16 protein-coding genes and 3 pseudogenes are annotated in these 18,595 nt (G+C 47.0%); 8 read left to right on the forward strand and 11 right to left on the reverse strand.

Annotated elements, in window-relative coordinates:
• The 5 genes and pseudogenes from HYN46_RS16220 to HYN46_RS16240 form a co-directional block, all read right to left on the reverse strand.
• Positions 1-471: a F0F1 ATP synthase subunit B gene (locus HYN46_RS16220; RefSeq protein ID WP_114900352.1), complete on the reverse strand. Its 471-nt coding sequence runs from the start codon at positions 469-471 to the stop codon at positions 1-3.
• A gap of 94 nt (positions 472-565) precedes the next feature.
• Positions 566-808 (reverse strand): annotated as a pseudogene (gene atpE, locus HYN46_RS16225) (F0F1 ATP synthase subunit C); the annotation flags it as partial.
• Positions 809-926: 118 nt separating this feature from the next.
• On the reverse strand, positions 927-1,802 hold the full coding sequence (gene atpB, locus HYN46_RS16230) for a F0F1 ATP synthase subunit A (protein ID WP_114900354.1): 876 nt from the start codon (positions 1,800-1,802) through the stop codon (positions 927-929).
• Between the two features lie 295 nt (positions 1,803-2,097).
• Positions 2,098-2,487 carry an ATP synthase subunit I gene (locus HYN46_RS16235; RefSeq protein WP_114900355.1) on the reverse strand — a complete coding sequence of 130 codons (390 nt, stop codon included), beginning with the start codon at positions 2,485-2,487 and terminating at the stop codon, positions 2,098-2,100.
• A 174-nt stretch (positions 2,488-2,661) separates the two neighbouring features.
• On the reverse strand, positions 2,662-3,507 hold the full coding sequence (locus tag HYN46_RS16240) for a metal ABC transporter solute-binding protein, Zn/Mn family (RefSeq protein ID WP_114900356.1): 846 nt from the start codon (positions 3,505-3,507) through the stop codon (positions 2,662-2,664).
• A 180-nt stretch (positions 3,508-3,687) separates the two neighbouring features.
• On the opposite strand from HYN46_RS16240, the pseudogene HYN46_RS16245 reads away from it, so the two are divergent.
• From HYN46_RS16245 to HYN46_RS16255, 3 genes and pseudogenes are all read left to right on the forward strand, one after another.
• Positions 3,688-4,164, forward strand: a pseudogene (locus tag HYN46_RS16245) (transcriptional repressor); the annotation flags it as partial.
• A 125-nt stretch (positions 4,165-4,289) separates the two neighbouring features.
• On the forward strand, positions 4,290-5,159 hold the full coding sequence (locus tag HYN46_RS16250) for a metal ABC transporter ATP-binding protein (RefSeq protein ID WP_407640762.1): 870 nt from the start codon (positions 4,290-4,292) through the stop codon (positions 5,157-5,159).
• A complete protein-coding gene (locus tag HYN46_RS16255; RefSeq protein WP_114900358.1) occupies positions 5,159-5,959 on the forward strand; it encodes a metal ABC transporter permease in 801 nt (266 codons plus the stop codon). Before HYN46_RS16250 ends, HYN46_RS16255 begins: the two co-directional genes overlap by 1 nt.
• A 38-nt stretch (positions 5,960-5,997) precedes the next feature.
• Here HYN46_RS16255 and HYN46_RS16260 read toward each other — a convergent pair whose 3' ends face one another.
• Positions 5,998-6,465, reverse strand: a complete 468-nt coding sequence (locus tag HYN46_RS16260) for a thioredoxin family protein (RefSeq protein WP_114900359.1) — start codon at positions 6,463-6,465, stop codon at positions 5,998-6,000.
• Positions 6,466-6,782: 317 nt separating this feature from the next.
• Between HYN46_RS16260 and argS the strand changes: the two genes are divergently transcribed.
• Both argS and HYN46_RS16270 read left to right on the forward strand, forming a co-directional pair.
• The gene (gene argS, locus HYN46_RS16265) at positions 6,783-8,573 is read left to right on the forward strand and encodes an arginine--tRNA ligase (protein ID WP_114900360.1); all 1,791 of its coding nucleotides are present in this window, start codon (positions 6,783-6,785) and stop codon (positions 8,571-8,573) included.
• 93 nt (positions 8,574-8,666) lie between these two features.
• Complete coding sequence (locus tag HYN46_RS16270; protein ID WP_114900361.1) at positions 8,667-9,287, forward strand: SPOR domain-containing protein; 621 nt, start codon at positions 8,667-8,669, stop codon at positions 9,285-9,287.
• A gap of 58 nt (positions 9,288-9,345) precedes the next feature.
• Here the strand turns inward: HYN46_RS16270 and HYN46_RS16275 are convergent.
• The 5 genes and pseudogenes from HYN46_RS16275 to thiC form a co-directional block, all read right to left on the reverse strand.
• Positions 9,346-10,406, reverse strand: a pseudogene (locus HYN46_RS16275) (NAD-dependent epimerase/dehydratase family protein).
• Between the two features lie 88 nt (positions 10,407-10,494).
• The gene (locus HYN46_RS16280; RefSeq protein ID WP_114900362.1) at positions 10,495-11,070 is read right to left on the reverse strand and encodes a DUF2239 family protein; all 576 of its coding nucleotides are present in this window, start codon (positions 11,068-11,070) and stop codon (positions 10,495-10,497) included.
• Between the two features lie 86 nt (positions 11,071-11,156).
• Positions 11,157-11,993: an SDR family NAD(P)-dependent oxidoreductase gene (locus HYN46_RS16285; RefSeq protein WP_114900363.1), complete on the reverse strand. Its 837-nt coding sequence runs from the start codon at positions 11,991-11,993 to the stop codon at positions 11,157-11,159.
• A gap of 295 nt (positions 11,994-12,288) precedes the next feature.
• Entirely contained in the window at positions 12,289-12,807 is a 519-nt protein-coding gene (eco, locus tag HYN46_RS16290; RefSeq protein ID WP_114900364.1) for a serine protease inhibitor ecotin, read from the reverse strand.
• A 116-nt stretch (positions 12,808-12,923) separates the two neighbouring features.
• Positions 12,924-14,804 (reverse strand): phosphomethylpyrimidine synthase ThiC, encoded by a 1,881-nt coding sequence (gene thiC / locus HYN46_RS16295; RefSeq protein WP_114900365.1) that lies wholly within the window; start codon positions 14,802-14,804, stop codon positions 12,924-12,926.
• 112 nt (positions 14,805-14,916) lie between these two features.
• Between thiC and mutY the strand changes: the two genes are divergently transcribed.
• The 3 genes from mutY (at position 14,917) to HYN46_RS16310 (ending at position 18,586) form a co-directional block, all read left to right on the forward strand.
• Positions 14,917-15,987 (forward strand): A/G-specific adenine glycosylase, encoded by a 1,071-nt coding sequence (gene mutY, locus HYN46_RS16300; RefSeq protein ID WP_114900366.1) that lies wholly within the window; start codon positions 14,917-14,919, stop codon positions 15,985-15,987.
• A gap of 195 nt (positions 15,988-16,182) precedes the next feature.
• Positions 16,183-17,571, forward strand: a complete 1,389-nt coding sequence (locus HYN46_RS16305) for a phosphohexomutase domain-containing protein (protein WP_114900367.1) — start codon at positions 16,183-16,185, stop codon at positions 17,569-17,571.
• A gap of 61 nt (positions 17,572-17,632) precedes the next feature.
• A complete protein-coding gene (locus tag HYN46_RS16310; RefSeq protein WP_114900368.1) occupies positions 17,633-18,586 on the forward strand; it encodes a glycosyltransferase family 2 protein in 954 nt (317 codons plus the stop codon).
• Positions 18,587-18,595: the final 9 nt, after the last annotated feature.

Below are 18,595 nucleotides of genomic sequence, written 5' to 3' on the forward strand. Positions count from 1 at the left end.
TTACAGTTCAGCAGCTAGCTGAGTAAGCATAGCGGCATGGGCATTTTGATCCACTTGGGCTTTCAGGATTTTTTCAGCACCTGAAACGGCCAAAGCAGCAACTTGACTACGCAACGCTTCACGCGCTTGGTTAATCTCTTGATCAATCGACTCACGGGCTTGTTGACGAATACGCTCACCTTCAGCAATCGCTTGCGTACGAGCATCTTCGATCAATTGAGCAGCGCGACGGTTTGCTTGATCAATCAACTGTGCTGTTTGCGCTTTAGACGCATTCAGTTCTTCCTGTACTTGGTTCTGGGCAGTTGCCAGTTCGGCTTTCGCAGCTTCAGCCGCATTCAGACCGTCAGCGATTTTGCCTTGACGTTCTTGAATAGCGTTGATCAGCGGTGGCCAGACAAATTTCAAGCAGAATGCAACAAACAGTGCAAACGCTATAATTTGTCCCAACAGGGTTAAATTAATATCCATGGTATTTCCCTCAAATCATATTACGGGGGGAAAATTAGTGAGCAGCAGGAGCAACAACAGCAACTGGGGCAGCAGCGGCAGCTTCTTTAGCTTGACCAACGAATGGGTTACTGAAAATGATGAACAAGCCCAGACCAACAGCAATCATTGGTACAGCGTCAACAAGACCCATGACCACGAAGAATTTGGTTTGCAATTGTGGGCCGAGTTCTGGTTGGCGTGCAATCGCTTCGATGAAACGACCACCGAGGATACCAATACCAATCGCTGCACCAAGTGCACCAAAAGCCAGAAGAAGCGCGCCAGCAATAGCTGATAAACCGATTAAACTTTCCATTTAGAGTGACCTCAAGGTTGGTTAAAACAAAAAAACAAAATTGTTGTAAAGCAAAAAACATAAAATCAAAACAATAACAAAACAGGTACCGCAAGCGATGCACAGCAAGGAAGCACGCTTAGTGCTTCTCGCTCGCCATCGACAAGTAAACAATCGTCAGCATCATGAAGATAAACGCTTGCAAACTGATAATCAGAATATGGAAGATCGCCCAAGGCACAGACAACGACCACTGCAACCACCAAGGCAACAAGCAGATCAGAATAAAGATCAACTCACCGGCGTACATATTACCGAACAGTCGCAGTGCCAAAGAGATTGGGCGTGCGATAAAAACAACGATTTCCAAGAAGAAATTGATTGGAATCAAGATCAATTGAAGTAACTTGTTTTTTGCAGAGAACGGTTGCAATGTCAGTTCACCGATAAAGCCGCCTACACCTTTTTCTTTAATGCTAAAGAAAATGATCAGGACAAACACGGACAAGGACATCCCCATGGTGATGTTCGGATCGGTGGTTGGCACAACTTTAAAGAAAACTGAGTGCGCATCAGCACCAAAGAAGTTCACACCAACCCACTGTGCTGCTCTTGGAATAAAATCAACAGGGATCAAATCCATGAAGTTCATGAGGAAAATCCACACAAAAATCGTTAAGGCAAGCGGGGCAATCAATTTTGATTTGCCATGGTAAGTATCACGTACACTGGTATCCACAAACTCAACGATCATTTCAATCGCAGCTTGCAGTCCACCTGGTACACCCGCTGTTACGCGGCGAGCAACCAACCAAAACAATGCACAAAAAACGATCCCTAAACCAATGGACCAACCCAACGAATCCAGATTGACGGAATTAAATCCCATCGCTTTGGCTTCCGCTGCGTCATGCGCAATGGTCCAACTGCCTGTTTCTGGATTTTTTCCATAGGTCAGGTGAGTCAGGTGGTGGGAAATATACTCGGAGGAGGTGAGTGTCTGCTGTTCAGCCATTGGGCACACCTAATAAGACTAAGTTAATATGAAAACTAAAAAGAGACATTAAACACCTGATTGTCAATCGGACAGATCAGCACATTCAAAGCTCAAAATTCCAAACCACAAAATTCTATAAATTTTTCGTTCAGCGCGTATTTCTCAATACGTTGAACCTCTTCTCTTTCCTAAAATCGCGTACTTTTTATAAAGACATTTATTTCGAAAAAAGACCACACCACCCAAAAACTTCAACGTCGCGCTACAACATTCTATCCAACCAACAAGACATTTCGATGAAATGTCACACCGCTCAGGTCTTAGACCGCTCACCATAGACCATGGGATATAACCAAGCCATGGCCTGTACTGCCGCAAAACCCAATAACAGCGAACCGCCTGACAAGGGATTTACTGTCCGAAAGACGATAAAAAAACCCATGATCACAATGACAAACTTACCAATCAATCCTTGGTAAAAACTTGCCAGCATCAATTGACCGTTACCACCCAGTCGGAACGCTTTCCACGTCGCATAACCGCTACCTAGCCAGCTAATAAACGCGCCAATAGCTGCACTTTTTGCAGCCAATGAATTAAAAAGCATATAACCAACGATGGCAGCGAGCGGAATTATACAAGCCTGAACAATAACCAAACCCGTAGGAAATTCACGTTGAATCAAAGGACTGGGCTTACTCATCTCGTAACCACACTCACACTGAACTCAACTAATCGCTTAACGATGACGGCGCAGTGGTCGAAAAATCGCCACTTTGCAGCGCGCTCATTATAGTTATGTGACGACTTTGTTGCAAGCGTACGCAAGAAAATGATTGATTTTTTATTTAAACGCGCGGTCATTTTGAGTCACTCTTTAGGGTGTACATTTTTTGAATTGCTGCGCGATTGCCTGCCAGCCATCGACAAAATTCGTTGCACCCGCCATGACCTCGTCAATCGGATACGACTGTACAGGACTGAGCTTTTGAATCAATGAAGCCGCAGGAGTACGTTCTGCAAACAAACACACCGCTGTGCTTGAAGGCCGATGTTGGCTAAGCCATATGAGTTGACCGCCACTCGGCGGTAACTCGGCATCCGCGGTCAGTGCGCCAGCAAATTTTAAATTTAAGGCATGCTCTAGATACTGATAGGCATCGTGATATGCCCAATAGTGACGCGGAGGATTGGCTTGCTCAACATGGACAACGGCAAGCAAATGTTCACTGAACTTTTGCGCGTTTTGCAAATAGAGCCGTGATTTCGCCGGGAACTGCTTCGCACGTACGGTCGCAATCGCATAGGCAATGCCAATGGCATTGGCAGGATCCAACCAAATATGCGGATCAAACGAATCTTTAATTGGCTGACCCTGAACATCCCGCAAGGGCAAGCGGTGAAAAGCTTTGAGATCATAGAGCGCAACTGCATTGCGCTGATGTTCAAGAATATCTTTAAGAGATGCCTCATAGTCACGCCCAAACCAGACCACAAAATCGGACTGTTTCAGCAAGAGACGATCAGAGGGGCGCAGATTCACATCATGACCACTGGAAGCTGGCGGCAGTAAAGCAACTGGCTGTTCAATGCCCTGCGTCACCGCTTGAGCAATCAGGTATAAAGGATGCGTTGTCGCAACTAAAGTCCCCGCCTGCGCATACGGTAAGCCAACCAGCAGAGTCGCCACAATACCCAAAAACAGGCGATGAAAAAGTTGCATGGCGACGGGGTTCTCAATACTTAAATAGTGCAATTATGTTACACTATTACATTATGTTTGCGTAAGTGGCAATCCAACTTATTGTCCCGCGAGGCGATCACTATGACTAAACCTTTTATCGAATCCACAGCGCACGATGCTGCAAGCTGCGGTTACTCACATCACAACCATGATCATACTATAAAAAATCACAATCATAATAACAGCCTACATGATACTCATACGCACTCGATCACCACTCGTATCGCAGACGCAGAGCAAGAATGTCAAATTCGTGGCGTGCGCTGGACACCACTACGCAGTGAGGTGTTAAAGTTGATTTTAGAGGCCGGCAAACCCATCGGTGCTTATGATCTACTCGCACAAATGGCTCATCAAGGCCGTCCACCCGCACCGCCGACGGTTTATCGCACCCTTGACTTCCTATTGGAACAAGGCTTTATTCATCGTCTGACTTCCATCAACTCGTTTGTGCCGTGCTGCCATCCGCGGCAAGGCCATGAAGCCGCATTCCTCATTTGCCAGAACTGTCATCGCGTAGATGAAGCGGAATCCAGTGACTTACAAAGCATCCTTAAAAGCCTTGCCAATCAAGGCGGCTTCGTGCCTAAGCAAGCAACGATTGAAATCGCGGGCTTATGTATTGCCTGCCAAACCGATCAAACTGAACCACTTGTAACAACATCCGAAGTAAACAGCGGTGATCATATTGGCGCACCAGAGGCGATAGAACCGATAAACAAAGCATCCAAAAAATCCAAAACAATACCTAAGGCGCACTTATGAGCAGCGCCCTTCTGGATAAACAAGCAATGCCATCAAGCAGTCCACCGTTGGTGGTGATTCACAATGCATCTGTGAAATTCGACCAGAAGTCTGCCTTAAATCAAGTCTCACTGACCTTGCTGCCTCGGGAAATTGTCAGTCTGATTGGCCCCAACGGTGCTGGAAAATCCACCTTGGTCAAAGTCGTTTTGGGGCTGCAAAAGCTATCCAGTGGCTCGCGAGACGTCCAAAAGAATCTCAAGATCGGCTACGTGCCCCAACGCTTTCACTTGTCCAAGAGCCTGCCGCTTCGTGTACGGGATCTCTTCGCCCTCACCAAGATTATCCCAAGCCTGTTTCATCAGATTCTGGAGGAGACTGGTGCGACCCCCTTACTGGATCGCGATGTACAAGATTTATCTGGTGGCGAACGGCAGCGGGTTCTATTAGCGCGGGCTTTACTCACGCAGCCAGACTTACTGGTGTTGGACGAACCCATGCAGGGCTTAGACATCCACTCCGAAGCAGAGTTATATGCTTATGTCCGAACCCTGCCGGAGCGCTATGGTTGCGCCATTCTCATGGTGTCTCATGATTTACAATGGGTGATGCAAGGCACGCAACGGGTAATCTGCCTCAATCACCATATCTGTTGTAGTGGTACACCGGCAAATGTCCTAAAAGATCCGGCCTATCAAGCAATTTTTGGTACCGAGCGTGTTCCCTATGAGCATCATCATGACCATTGCCGCCATGAAGACCTACATCACGAACGCCATGATCATATCCCCGTCCAGCCGCATCTACACCCGGAAGTCTCTGCTGACCTGATTGAAATCGACTTAAGACAAGCGCCAAAAAAAACTCAGCATGAGAGTCAACACTAATGGATTATATCAATCTACTCGCTCCGGCCTGGAGTATGGGTGCACTGTTGGTTTTGCTGACCGCGCCATTGGGCTGTCTCATGCTATGGCGGAGAATGGCGTTCTTTGCAGATACCCTTGCTCATGGCACCTTGTTGGGTGTTGCCATTGCAGGATTACTGGCGCTACCCTTTTGGGTCGGCGTTCTGTCCGTCTCCGGACTTTTAGTGCTGATTCTGTGGGGTTTTCAAGATCGCAGACTGCCTATGGATGCTCTGCTCGCACTCTGCTCATCCGCACTCCTCTGTAGTGGGCTGCTGTTGGTCAATCAACTGCCTGCGCTGCGCCCTGAACTGATTGGTTATTTGTTTGGTGATCTACTCGCGCTCAACTGGACAGACCTGCCAGCATTATTAGTGGCGATTTTGCTCGGTGTCGGTATCTTGGCATGGAACTGGCGCGCTCAGCTTCGGCTTGCCATTGATCCCGATATGGCCGCCAGCGAAGGCATTCACCCGAGCCGTCAGCGATTAATCTTTATGCTGGTACTGGCCCTGTTTACCGTCTTGGCGTTAAAAGCGGTAGGAACACTATTGATGGGTGCATTACTAATTATCCCTGCATTGACCGCGCGACTATGGGCACGCTCACCACGACAAATGGTGTTATGGGCTTTTATTTTTGCCCAAATCGGTATCGCAGGGGGACTATGGGGCAGCGTCTGGCTGAATGTCGCAACAGGTGCGACCATCGTACTGACCATGACCCTGTTATTTATGTTGACCTTTGTCTGGCAACGCATGACCCAACTTCGGAGTTAAACCGTTCGGATGGCCTGACTCCAATCTATCCTCATTCCTTATTTTTTCAGCGTCGTCACTTGATTGGCAGCCTGTTTAAAAAACTCATAGATGCCGTCATCACTCATTTTTCGCGCATTGGCCAGTTCACCGGCTTTGGTAGTGTACAAGACTTGATTATCCGGAGACAGGATCACGGCTGCGGGAATGCCTTTCTTAATCGGACTGCCATAACGATCCGACAAATCCACGTTATGATCAAAGTTACCCACATCAATCTTCACCAATTGAAAGGACTTGGCGATGAGCTTGGCATTTTTGCCCGTTTTTAACGCTTTATCCAGTGCACGGCAGTCTGGGCACCAATCGGCACCAAAAACCAGCAGGACGGGCTTTTTGCTTTTCTGTGCGGTCGTTAGCGCTTGCTGTACATCCGCTTTTGCATTGGCATTGACGTCATAAGCCTGCGCTGTAGTCGATAATAAAACAACTGCCAACAGCCCTGCCCACCATAAACTTCTCTGCATAACCATTACTCCACCACCGCGCAAGATGCCTGCACAGCAGGATTCACTTAAAAAATTAATAAAAATTCTATAAAAATAAAGGATATCGTATGTTAGATATTGATCTAACGACGTCCATACCCATCAACTGACTACTGAGAGATAGGCAAATAGTATGCCGAATGCTCCAATTTCCACATCTAAAGAATGTTGCAAATTTGCAATGTCTAGACTGTATAAATTCTGAGCACTGTGGAAAAAATCATCATCTAGCCATTTGTTGTCAGCCGCAGCTCTGCTATATTGTTTGTTTTTGCCGTTATTGTTAAGCCGAAACCATGAATTCCGCCATCCAGTCCGCTATTGCTGTTGCTATTTCTTCCCTTCAAACCCAAGGTCTGTTGCCATCTGACTGGCAGGACAAAAGCGGTCTTTCTCGCACCAAAGACCGAAGCCACGGAGATTTTGCATCCAATATCGCCATGCTTGCCGCAAAGCCAGCAGGTATGAAGCCGCGGGATCTGGCGGAAAAAATAGTCGCAGCCCTGCCGAGCAGTGATGTGATCGCCAAAGTTGAGATCGCAGGTCCCGGTTTTATCAACTTCTTTTTGAATGATGATCAGCGCTTTGCGATTCTGGATCAGATCAAAAATGAAGGTGATGTGTTTGGTGAGAACAAAAGCAATGCCGGCAAGAAAGTCCAAGTTGAATTTGTTTCTGCCAATCCGACCAGCTCCCTGCATGTAGGTCATGGCCGCGGCGCCGCTTATGGCATGACCGTCGCTCGTTTGCTTGAAGCCACTGGTGTTGATGTGCAACGTGAATATTATGTCAATGATGCGGGCCGTCAGATGGATATTCTGGCCACCAGCACCTATTTGCGTTATCTAGAGCGATGTGGACAACAGCTCACCTTCCCGAAAAATGCCTATAAAGGTGAATACGTTTTCGATATCGCCCAGCATATTCTTGATCGAGACGGTAAAATTTTTGAACGTCCTGTCAGCGATGTTTTTCAAGATGTTCCAGAAGATGTAGTCTATGGTCCCGATGATGCCGAAGGCAATCCAACCGTGTTGTCTGGAGACAAAGAAAAGCATATCGATGGCTTGATTGCCAATGCACAGCGTTTATTGGGTGACGCAGGCTATGCCGTTTTCCATAGCCAAGCCTTGAATGAAATTTTAGACGACATCAAAGATGACCTTGGTGAGTTTGGCGTCCGTTTTGATCAATGGTTTAGCGAAGAAACCTTAAAAGATAAGATCACCGAAGCACTGGAGACCTTACAAAACAAAGGCTTCCTTTATGAGAAAGACGGTAATATCTGGTTCCGCTCTACAGACTTTGGCGATGAAAAAGACCGTGTCGTACAGCGCAAAAACGGCTTAACCACCTATTTTGCGGCGGATATTGCTTATCACTTGAATAAGTTTCAGCGTGGTTTCGATCAAATCATTGATATCTGGGGTGCAGATCACCACGGCTATATTTCCCGGGTGAAAGCGGCGATCAGTGCACTGGGCTTTGATCCTGAAAAGCTGACCGTACTGCTCGTTCAATTTGTCAGCCTATGGCGCAGTGGCCAGCCAGTACAGATGTCTTCGCGCTCTGGTTCCTTCGTGACCTTGCGTGAGCTTCGCTCCGAAGTCGGCAATGATGCCGCGCGCTTTTATTACGTCATGCGTAAGAGTGCACAACATATCGACTTTGACTTGGACCTCGCGGTTTCACAGAGTAAAGATAATGCCGTGTATTACATCCAATATGCACATGCGCGCGTGCACCGGATGCTTGAAAAGGTCACCAGTCTCGGTCAAAGCTTTGATCCTGCGGCAGGGCGTGCAGCAGCAGGGCGTCTGATTGAAACAGTTGAAGCTGAACTCTTGGCTAAACTGGCTGCTTATCCTGATGTGCTGAATAATGCCGCACAGCAGTATGAGCCACATCAACTCGGCAATTACTTAAAAGAGTTGGCATCCCTGTTTCATGGCTGGTATAACGAACATAAAGTGATTAGTGATGATCATGAACTGATGCAGGCGCGCCTACTGCTGAGTGTGTCAGTGCGTCAGGTGATTCATAACGGTTTACTGCTGCTCGGTGTATCCGCGCCAGAGTCCATGTAAGACGGGACACCGACTATGCAAAAACAGCACAATAATCCTGTGCGGTTTGTTTAAAACCCATTACATTCAACCATTCAAAAGAAGGAAACTCTCGTGTTTGGCTCAAAACCCCGAGGAGCGACGCAACGTCCAGCCGCGACAGCGGCGACGAGCAAAGGTCCACTGGTCCCCGCTTGGTTATGGACTATATTTGGGATTCTATTTGGACTGTCTTGTTTAGCGCTGCTTTACTTGTGGCAGCCATGGCAACCTGCTAATCGTGGCGCAGCCCCAGTAACAGCGGCTTCTGCACCTGCTGCAACCACAGACTCTGGCAAGCCTGCTGATTTCCAGTTTTATGATCTGTTGCCCAAGCAGCAAGTGACACCGATTCCGACGCAAACCGTGCCGGATGTGGTTCCTGATGATCCGACGCCAGTCGTGGTGGGCAGTGGCAATGATGCTGCACCGACAAGTACGAGCGCAAAACCAGGGCAAGCACACTACATTCTGCAAGTGAATAGCTTCCAGACTGCTGATGAAGCTGATAAACAGCGTGCAGCAGTGCTCCTTGCGGGTCTTCCTGCGGATGTACGTCATACCACAAGCAATGATGGCTCTGAATGGTATCGCGTGGTCTCAGGCCCATTTGATAGTAAGAATGAAGCCCTCAAAGCCCAGCGCCAATTGCAAGACAGCGGCATTGATGCCCTAGTGGTTGAACAATCTGAATAAAGTGGGTGAACCATAAAAAAGACGAGCCATGGCTCGTCTTTTTTTATGTGCAGATGACTTAGCGCTTTTTCACCAAACCATCATCAATCAACTGCTGAAAGTGTTCGCACACTGCGGTTCGAACATCTCGATATTCAATATGCAGGTCCCGGCGGCTACGGCTGTTATCAAAACCAATTTTATAATTCATATTACGCGCTACGAAATCCCGGGTAAACCCATACAGCGGTGCAATGGCCCAAAATCCGATCTTCGGTGCAGGCAACAAAGGGAAAGGATATTTAGACCCAAATTGCTTACGCAGAGCAGCACCCATTTGTAACAAACTCAATGTCTCCCCGCACAAAATATAACGCCCATTCGCTTCAGGCGTAAATCCCGCACGGATATGCGCATCCGCCACATCTCGGACATCGACCAAACCATTCCACATCTTCGGTGCGCCTAAACGCATCGTGCCGTCACCAAATTGCTGCAACGTACTGATGCTGGTCGAGATACTGTTAGTCGTCAGTGCAGGACCGACTACCAGTGCTGGGTTCACACAGACCAAATCCCATCGATTCGCCTCACTTTGCTCAGCTTGTAACTTCCACGCTTCACGTTCAGCAATGGTTTTAGAGTAGAGATAAGGCTGATGATCCACACTACTGGTGGTATTCCAATGACTTTCATTAAAATGCCATTCGGAACGTTCAAGGCATCTTGTGCATCGCCATAGGTCGCGGCAACACTTGAGGTCAACACGACACGTTTTACGCTCGGTGTATGTTCAACGGTACGCAGTACATTGCGCGTGCCTTCCAGCGCAGGGCGAACCAGCGCCTCATAGGCATCGACAAATCCCGTAATGATAAAAGGGGATGCGGTATGGATGACCAATTCACAGCCCGTCATGGGATCGACAAATTCACATTGATTCAACAGATCTGCTTTAAAAAGTTTTAGCGTTCCCGGGCTATTGGCCGCAATTTTTTGCAGATGTCCGACACTACTGGCCTTGCTCGGATCACGTACTGTGGCATGAACAGTATGCCCCGCTTCCAGCAAGCCTTTAACGATCCAGCCGGCCACATAGCCGCTGGCGCCCGTCACCAATATCGGCGCTTTAGGATCAATGATTGTCATTTTGTTTTCCTTTATTTTTATCTGCATCGCTAAACGTTTAACCCCCATGGATCAGGATTTCACCTCAATTATCGAGGTGCTATCCTGCAAAAACATTGACCGCCAATTGATTCAAGTACGTCTGGATATCCACTGGCCAAGCCTGCACGATTTGCTTAAATTGCACTTGATTGCCGGCATACAATGCCCGTAGTGCCTCTTCAAATCCCACTTCATTACCCGCCATCGCGGTCATCACTCGATACGTTGCTTCTTGCGCGCGTTTGATCCGATCCTTGCCTTCATTGGCACGCCGTGCATCTTCAACTAACTTACGCAGCGCTACCGAAGCGCCACCCGATTGTTGATTCAGCCACTCCCAATGTCTGGGCAGCAGCGTGATCTCACGCGCTACTACACCCAGCTTAGGACGCCCAGCCTTACGCGGCGGCTCCGCTTCAGATACTTGAGCGACTGCACTGGGTTCAAGAGGCTTTGGAACATCAAACCAGTTCACATCAGTCTGTATGCCAGTGTCATCTGCAAAAGCAAGGATTTGCGCCTGCGGATCAGTAGTCATCACGTGCTGTACTTGGCTGGCAATCTGCACGAGTTCACCCGTGGCAATTCGGCGCTGATGGTTAAAAACGGTATAACTGGACTGTTCAACTGACATCTTATCTTTTCCATCAAAGCAATGATGGGACCATATTACCCGGATAGAATATAATTTTCAATATTACCCGGGTAATATGTGTGGTTTTATAAATAAGCTTTCACCATTTCTAAAGACTGCTGATAAAGCTGATCTGCCAGCGCAGCATCTTTAGCACGGCTCGATTGCCAATTCGGCATATGTGCGCTAACGTATTCTCCGTTACGCCCAGCCCACTCGACACCCACAGCCATCTGCGCAATCAGCTCCGCAGGACGCCGCGTTGGGATCAAAAAGTGACGCATCACCGCATATTGATACTTAGGCAGATCACGGTAGATTTCAGAATCGACCCCACCTGGATGCAAGGCATTACTGGTTACGCTAGTCCCTACCAATTGACGTGCTAAGGCATGACTAAACAGTAGATTCGCCAGTTTCGATTGACCATAAGCCGCAACAGCACGATAAGAACCCGAAGTCATACGAAAGCTTTCCGGTTTGATATTCCCAAGCCAGTGCATGATCGAAGACAGATGCACAATCCGCCCCGCTTTGGCACGTTTCAGTGCAGGCAGTAAAAGTTGAGTGAGCAAGAATGGCCCGACATAGTTCACGCCAAATTGCTGCTCATAGCCATCTTCAGTAAAACGCAGTGCATCACCAAAAATCCCAGCATTATTAATCAACACATCCAACGAGTCGTAGCGCTTATTGATCAGCTCCGCTGCGGCTTTTACCGAATCAAGGCTATTGAGATCAAGCGGAATAACATCGACCGTGCCCTTGCCCCCTAATTTCTGCAATTCAGCCTGCGCCTCAGCCGCTTTATCGGGATTACGACAGGCCAGAATCACATCTGCCCCACCCTGCACCAGCACTTTGGCCGTGGCAAAGCCGATTCCGGTATTTGCACCGGTGATAAGTACGCGTGTATTAGACATATCGTGTTGCTCCAATAGGAGAGATCGGAAAAAGAATTGCGCCAGTTATACATGCTGACAACAAATATTGTCAAATTAAATCATAAATATCGATGAATCAAAAATTTCAATCAGAGCTTTGGATTAAATATTTAAATATATTCACATTATTTAAGAGTATTTTTGCTTTTCTGATGATCATCAGGGATGACATTACACTTTTCCGTTTCCTTATATGGAAAGCCTGACCAAGCTAGCCATCACATACACGTTGACGAGCAATGCCTATGTCCAAGACATTGCCCATCCTTACACTTTAGTTGACAGGTGCAGCAACGATCTCCTGCGCTTTCCATAAGCGATATTTCAGCTCATAGCCATTGGGCACAAAGACCACAACCGGCAAACGACTGTTATAGCGCACAAGCTTGGTGGCACCCGTGACAAATTTCTCTGTCTCGGCCTGATGAGGACAAGCCATCATGGTCGAACTCATCTGACCTTGGGTCGTAAACTCATAATAGGTATAACCCCATCCACTTAGATCTTTTTCAGCAATATTGCCATTTAGACGATGGATATTACAGTCAACTTTTGCCGTTTTCCCTGCGATCAATTCGACCTGATAGTTGTCATCGTTACCCGTTGCAGGGACGTGAATAACATAGCGCTGAAAGCCGGCTTGGGCTTTAGGAAAGGGAGCTAAGTTTTTCAAGCTCTCAGGATTAATAGATGGTGCATTAACAGTCACGGCATCCTGAGGCTGAGCGGATGTGGCATGCACGGCACAAGCAGTCGATAGGATGGACAACAGGACTACAGGTAGAGATTTCATCAAAGTATCCTAATGTTATAAATGACTATGGTTAAAATTTATTTTTAATAATAAAAAAATCGCATAACAATCTGTCATGCGATTCTAAAGTAACAAACAAGCTCAATAACAAATACTTAAACTTCTTTATACAACTGGCTACCTTGTTCATGGTAGACATCTGACATTTCTTTCATGCCGACCTCTACAGCCTCTTGCTCACTCAGTCCTTGCTTCGCCGCATAGTCACGCACGTTCTGAGTGATTTTCATCGAACAGAACTTCGGACCACACATCGAGCAGAAGTGAGCGGATTTATGCGCATCTTTCGGCAAGGTCTCATCGTGATACTCACGCGCCGTGTCTGGATCAAGTGCCAGATTGAACTGATCATCCCAGCGGAATTCAAAGCGGGCTTTAGATAAGGCGTTATCACGCACTTGTGCACCCGGATGACCTTTGGCCAAATCCGCTGCATGTGCTGCGATCTTGTAGGTGATGATGCCGTCTTTCACGTCTTTCTTGTTCGGTAGACCCAAATGTTCCTTTGGGGTCACGTAACACAGCATCGCCGTGCCGTACCAACCAATCATTGCCGCGCCAATCGCACTGGTGATGTGGTCATAACCCGGTGCGATATCTGTGGTCAGCGGCCCCAAGGTATAGAATGGCGCTTCACCGCAGACTTCCAGTTGCAGATCCATATTTTCCTTAATCATATGCATCGGCACATGGCCCGGTCCTTCGATCATGACTTGGACATCATGCTTCCACGCAATCTGGGTCAGCTCACCCAAAGTGCGTAGTTCGCCGAATTGCGCTTCATCATTGGCATCTTGAATACAGCCTGGACGCAAACCATCGCCGAGACTGAAAGACACATCATAGGCCTTCATGATTTCGCAGATGTCTTCGAAATGGGTATAAAGGAAGTTCTCCTGATGATGCGCCAAACACCACTGCGCCATGATCGACCCACCACGGGACACGATCCCGGTTAAACGCTGTGCGGTCAGAGGAACATAACGCAGTAATACACCCGCATGGATGGTAAAATAATCCACACCTTGCTCGGCTTGCTCAATCAGGGTGTCACGAAAAATTTCCCAGGTCAGATCTTCGGCAACGCCATCAACTTTTTCAAGCGCCTGATAGATCGGTACGGTACCAATCGGCACTGGCGAATTACGGATAATCCATTCGCGGGTCTCATGAATGTGTTTGCCAGTAGACAAATCCATGATCGTGTCAGCACCCCAACGGGTCGACCACGTCATTTTAGCCACTTCCTCATCAATCGATGAACCCAATGCACTGTTACCAATGTTGGCGTTAATCTTGACCAAGAAATTGCGCCCAATGATCATCGGCTCAAGTTCAGGATGATTGATATTGGCAGGAATAATCGCACGGCCCGCCGCAACTTCGCTGCGTACAAATTCAGGGGTAATCTCGCGTGGGAGATTAGCGCCGAAGTTATGCCCCGCGTGCTGACGCGTATCGGTGCCTTCATATTGACGCTGATTCTCACGAATCGCGATGAACTCCATCTCAGGTGTGATGATGCCTTGCTTGGCATAGTGCATCTGACTAACATTTTTACCCGCTTTAGCCCGGCGTGGATTTTGAATATGGGCAAAGCGCAGCTCCGCCGTAGCGATATCACGGGCACGCTGACGACCAAACTCAGAAGATAAACCTTCCAATTTTTCAGTATCTTGACGGGCTTCGATCCATTGGCTACGTAGATCAGGTAAACCTTTGGTCAAATCAATCGCAACATTCGGATCGCTATACACACCTGAGGTATCATAGACCAGCACAGGTGGATTTTTCTCACCGCCGAGACCAGTCGGCGTATCTGTCAGACTAATTTCACGCATGGGCACTTGGATGTCTGGCGTTGAACCTTGGATGTAAACCTTGCGCGAAGCAGGTAAAATACGTGTTAAATCCTGAGCTTCGATATCGTGAGCAGAAGGGATAGACTTCGATGGAGGGTTCGTTAGGCTATTCATGACAGCAATCCAGATCACACAAAATAATTAGAGTGAACTATAGCCTTTAAGCGGCTCAAGGGCTATGGTTGCATGACATTACTGACACTTTTAACACGATGATTAACGTTTGATGATTGTAAAAACAGCAACAGCGCAAAAGATCCAAGGTGAACAGACGGCTCAGCATTTTTCTCAGCAATTACTGACCTGGTTTGATCAGCACGGTCGCCATGACCTCCCGTGGCAGGTCGTGGATGATCCCTACAAAGTCTGGGTTTCCGAAATTATGCTGCAGCAGACTCAAGTCAAAACCGTACTGACCTACTTTGAGCGCTTTATGCAGCGCTTTCCCACAGTGGCGGATTTAGGCCAAGCCGACTGGAATGACGTTGCGCCTTACTGGGCGGGGCTGGGCTACTATGCCCGCGCCAGAAACCTGCACAAAGCAGCCGGAATCGTGGCGGCGCAGGGCACGTTTCCCCAAACGCTTGAACAATGGATAGAATTACCAGGAATTGGTCCCTCAACCGCAGGTGCGTTGATGTCTTTAGGCCTGCGCAAGTACGGCGTGATTATGGACGGCAACGTCAAACGCGTACTCAGCCGCTATTTGGCGCTTGAGGGCGACAGCACAAGCTCAGCATTCCTCAAAAATATCTGGCAAATCGCTGCCGATTTTACCCCACAAGATCGCACCCATGACTACAATCAGGCGATCATGGATTTAGGGGCAACCATCTGCACGCCCAAAAAACCACTCTGTCTGTACTGCCCGATGCAAAGTGATTGCACGGCATTTCAGCACAATCGTGTACTCACCCTGCCGGAGAAACCAGCACGCAAAACGATGCCCACTCGCCACGCCAATGTGCTGCTACTCGAAGACCATCACCAACTACTCTGGCAACAACGACCGCCTGAAGGGCTTTGGGGCGGTCTATGGTGCCTACCCATCATTGATGACGTGGACAGCAGCCTAGCGGATCAACTGGTGACTTTAAATTTAAAAAACAGCGAAAAAGGCAAACAAATCCGCCATACCTTTACGCACTTTCATTGGGAATTGCAGGCGATTCATGTCGTTGTACATAAGGCTCAAAAAGAACACCTTGAACAGATTTTCACACCAACGCGCTGGATGAGCCGCACTGAAGCTTTTGCAGCGGGCGTGCCGGAAGCCATGCGCAAACTATTAAGTTAACTCGTTCACATTTTTATTTTCTTAAAATAGATATGGCGCATCAAAAATTTGCGCCATATATCCCCAACAACATGCCATTAATGGCATAAGCAGATGATCTTTGATATCTGCTATGGCATACTCCACACAACCAATTTACGACGAAAATAACTGTCGTTTTTCATTATCCTACTCGAAATTTATAACTGAGCACGAATTATGAAGCTGACTTGTTTTAAAGCCTACGATATTCGAGGCAAACTGGGCACTGAACTAAATGAATCTATTGCCTATAATATCGGTCGCGCTTATGGACAACTATTACAGCCAAAAAAAATTGTGGTCGGCGCAGATATCCGCCCTACCAGTCACACACTGAAGATGGCGATTGCGCAAGGCCTTATGGACAGCGGCGTCGATGTCATTGATATTGGGATGACCGGAACTGAAGAAGTCTACTTCGCTTCATTTCATCTAGATGTCGATGGCGGCATCGAAGTCACTGCCAGCCATAATCCCATGGATTATAACGGCATGAAACTGGTCAAGAAAAATGCCCAGCCGATTAGTGGTGATACTGGCCTGCTCGACATTAAGGCATTGGCTGAAACCGAAGCGTTCACACCGATTACTCACAAAGGGACACTCACTGAAGTGTCTATTTTAGAAGACTACGTCACCCACCTACTCACCTATCTCGATATTCCCAACATTAAACCGCTTAAAATTGTAGTCAACGCGGGTAACGGAGCGGCAGGTCATGTGATTGACGCTTTAGAAAGCCGTTTTGCTATCCTCAACATCCCAATTTCGTTCATTAAAATTCACCATGAAGCCGATGGCAGCTTCCCCAATGGCATTCCTAACCCGATCCTGCTGGAAAATCGTGCGGCCACGATTGAGGCCGTGAAAACCCATCATGCCGACTTTGGTGTCGCTTGGGATGGTGACTTCGATCGTTGTTTCTTGTTTGATGAGCACGGCGTGTTTATTGAGGGATATTATATCGTAGGTTTATTGGCTCAGGCCTTCCTACTCAAAAATCCTGGTGAGAAAATTATCCATGATCCTCGTCTGACTTGGAATACTATCGATATCGCTCAGCAGTCCGGAGGCGAAGCCATCCAGTGCAAAACGGGTCATGCCTTTATTAAAGAGCGGATGCGCAAAGAAAATGCCATCTACGGTGGAGAAATGAGTGCACATCACTATTTCCGTGATTTCGCTTATTGTGACAGCGGCATGATTCCATGGCTTTTAGCCGTTAACCTCGTCAGCAATACTGGTAAAGGTCTGTCCACACTGGTAAAAGAGCGGATGGCGGCTTATCCATGTAGCGGTGAAATCAACTTCCGCGTTGATAATAGTGCGGCGATCATTGACAAAATCCTACAGCACTACAGCACGGGCAATCCTGAATTGGATAAAACTGATGGCTTAAGCTTGTCTTTTGCAGATTGGCGCTTTAACCTGCGCACCTCAAATACCGAGCCGTTATTGCGACTCAATGTTGAAGCACGTGGTCCTGATGCACAGGCCATCATGACAGCACGCACTGCAGAGCTACAAGCGCTCATTGGTGCAGAGCCGCAAAATAGCTATTAACGCTATACTAAAGCTTTGCCCATGCATATGAAATCACTCAGTTTTTAGAGATATATGAATAATGTTCGATTCAGATTATGAAACTTCAAGCATCGCTATTTTGATGTGTACTTACAATGGGGAAAAATATCTTGAGGAACAGCTTCAGTCTTTTGAAAAACAATCTTTTAAAAACTGGACTCTTTATATTTCTGACGATGGTTCAAAAGATGCTACCTTTGACATTTTAAACAGTTACAAGACTAAGTGGCAGGGACTGTATGGAAGAGAAAAACTGATTATTTCCCATGGTCCTCGTCAAGGCTTTGCACAAAATTTCCTGTCCATTACATCGGACTCTACTATTCAAGCAAACTATTATGCTTATTCTGATCAAGATGATATTTGGTTAGAGGATAAATTGGCTCGAGCAGTCAATAATTTGGCCAAATTGGATAACAATATACCCTTACTTTATTCTAGCCGCACAAAACTCATTAATGAAAATCATGAAGACTTAGGACTTTCTCCTTTGTATACAAAACCACCATCATTCAAAAATGCACTTGTGCAAAATATTGCTGGAGGTAATACAATGGTCTTCAATGAAAATCTTCGATCAATAATCGTGGCCGGGCATAGTAACTCAACAATACATTTTCACGATTGGTGGCTTTACCTTGTTGCAACTGCGAGTGGTGGCGAAGTTATTTATGACCAGCAGCCGTCATTACTATATCGACAACACTCAAACAATCTCATAGGCTCAAAAAGTGGCATCCGTGAAAATTTCAATCGACTAAAGCGTATATTTTTTGGCAAATTTAAGAGTAATACTGATCAGAATATTGCTGCATTATCAGATATTAAAATATATTTAACCCCTAGTAACTTTCAAATTCTTGAGAATTATAAAGAGGCTCGTAAGGCTCTGCTCTTCAAAAAAATTTACTTATTAATCAGACTCGGAATTTATCGACAAACACATATCGGTCAATTAAGTTTAATGATTGCAGCAATTTTTAATCGTATTTAAGAAATCAAT

Origin of the sequence: Aquirhabdus parva, from assembly GCF_003351745.1 — a bacterium.
Classification (GTDB): Bacteria; Pseudomonadota; Gammaproteobacteria; order Pseudomonadales; family Moraxellaceae; genus Aquirhabdus; species Aquirhabdus parva.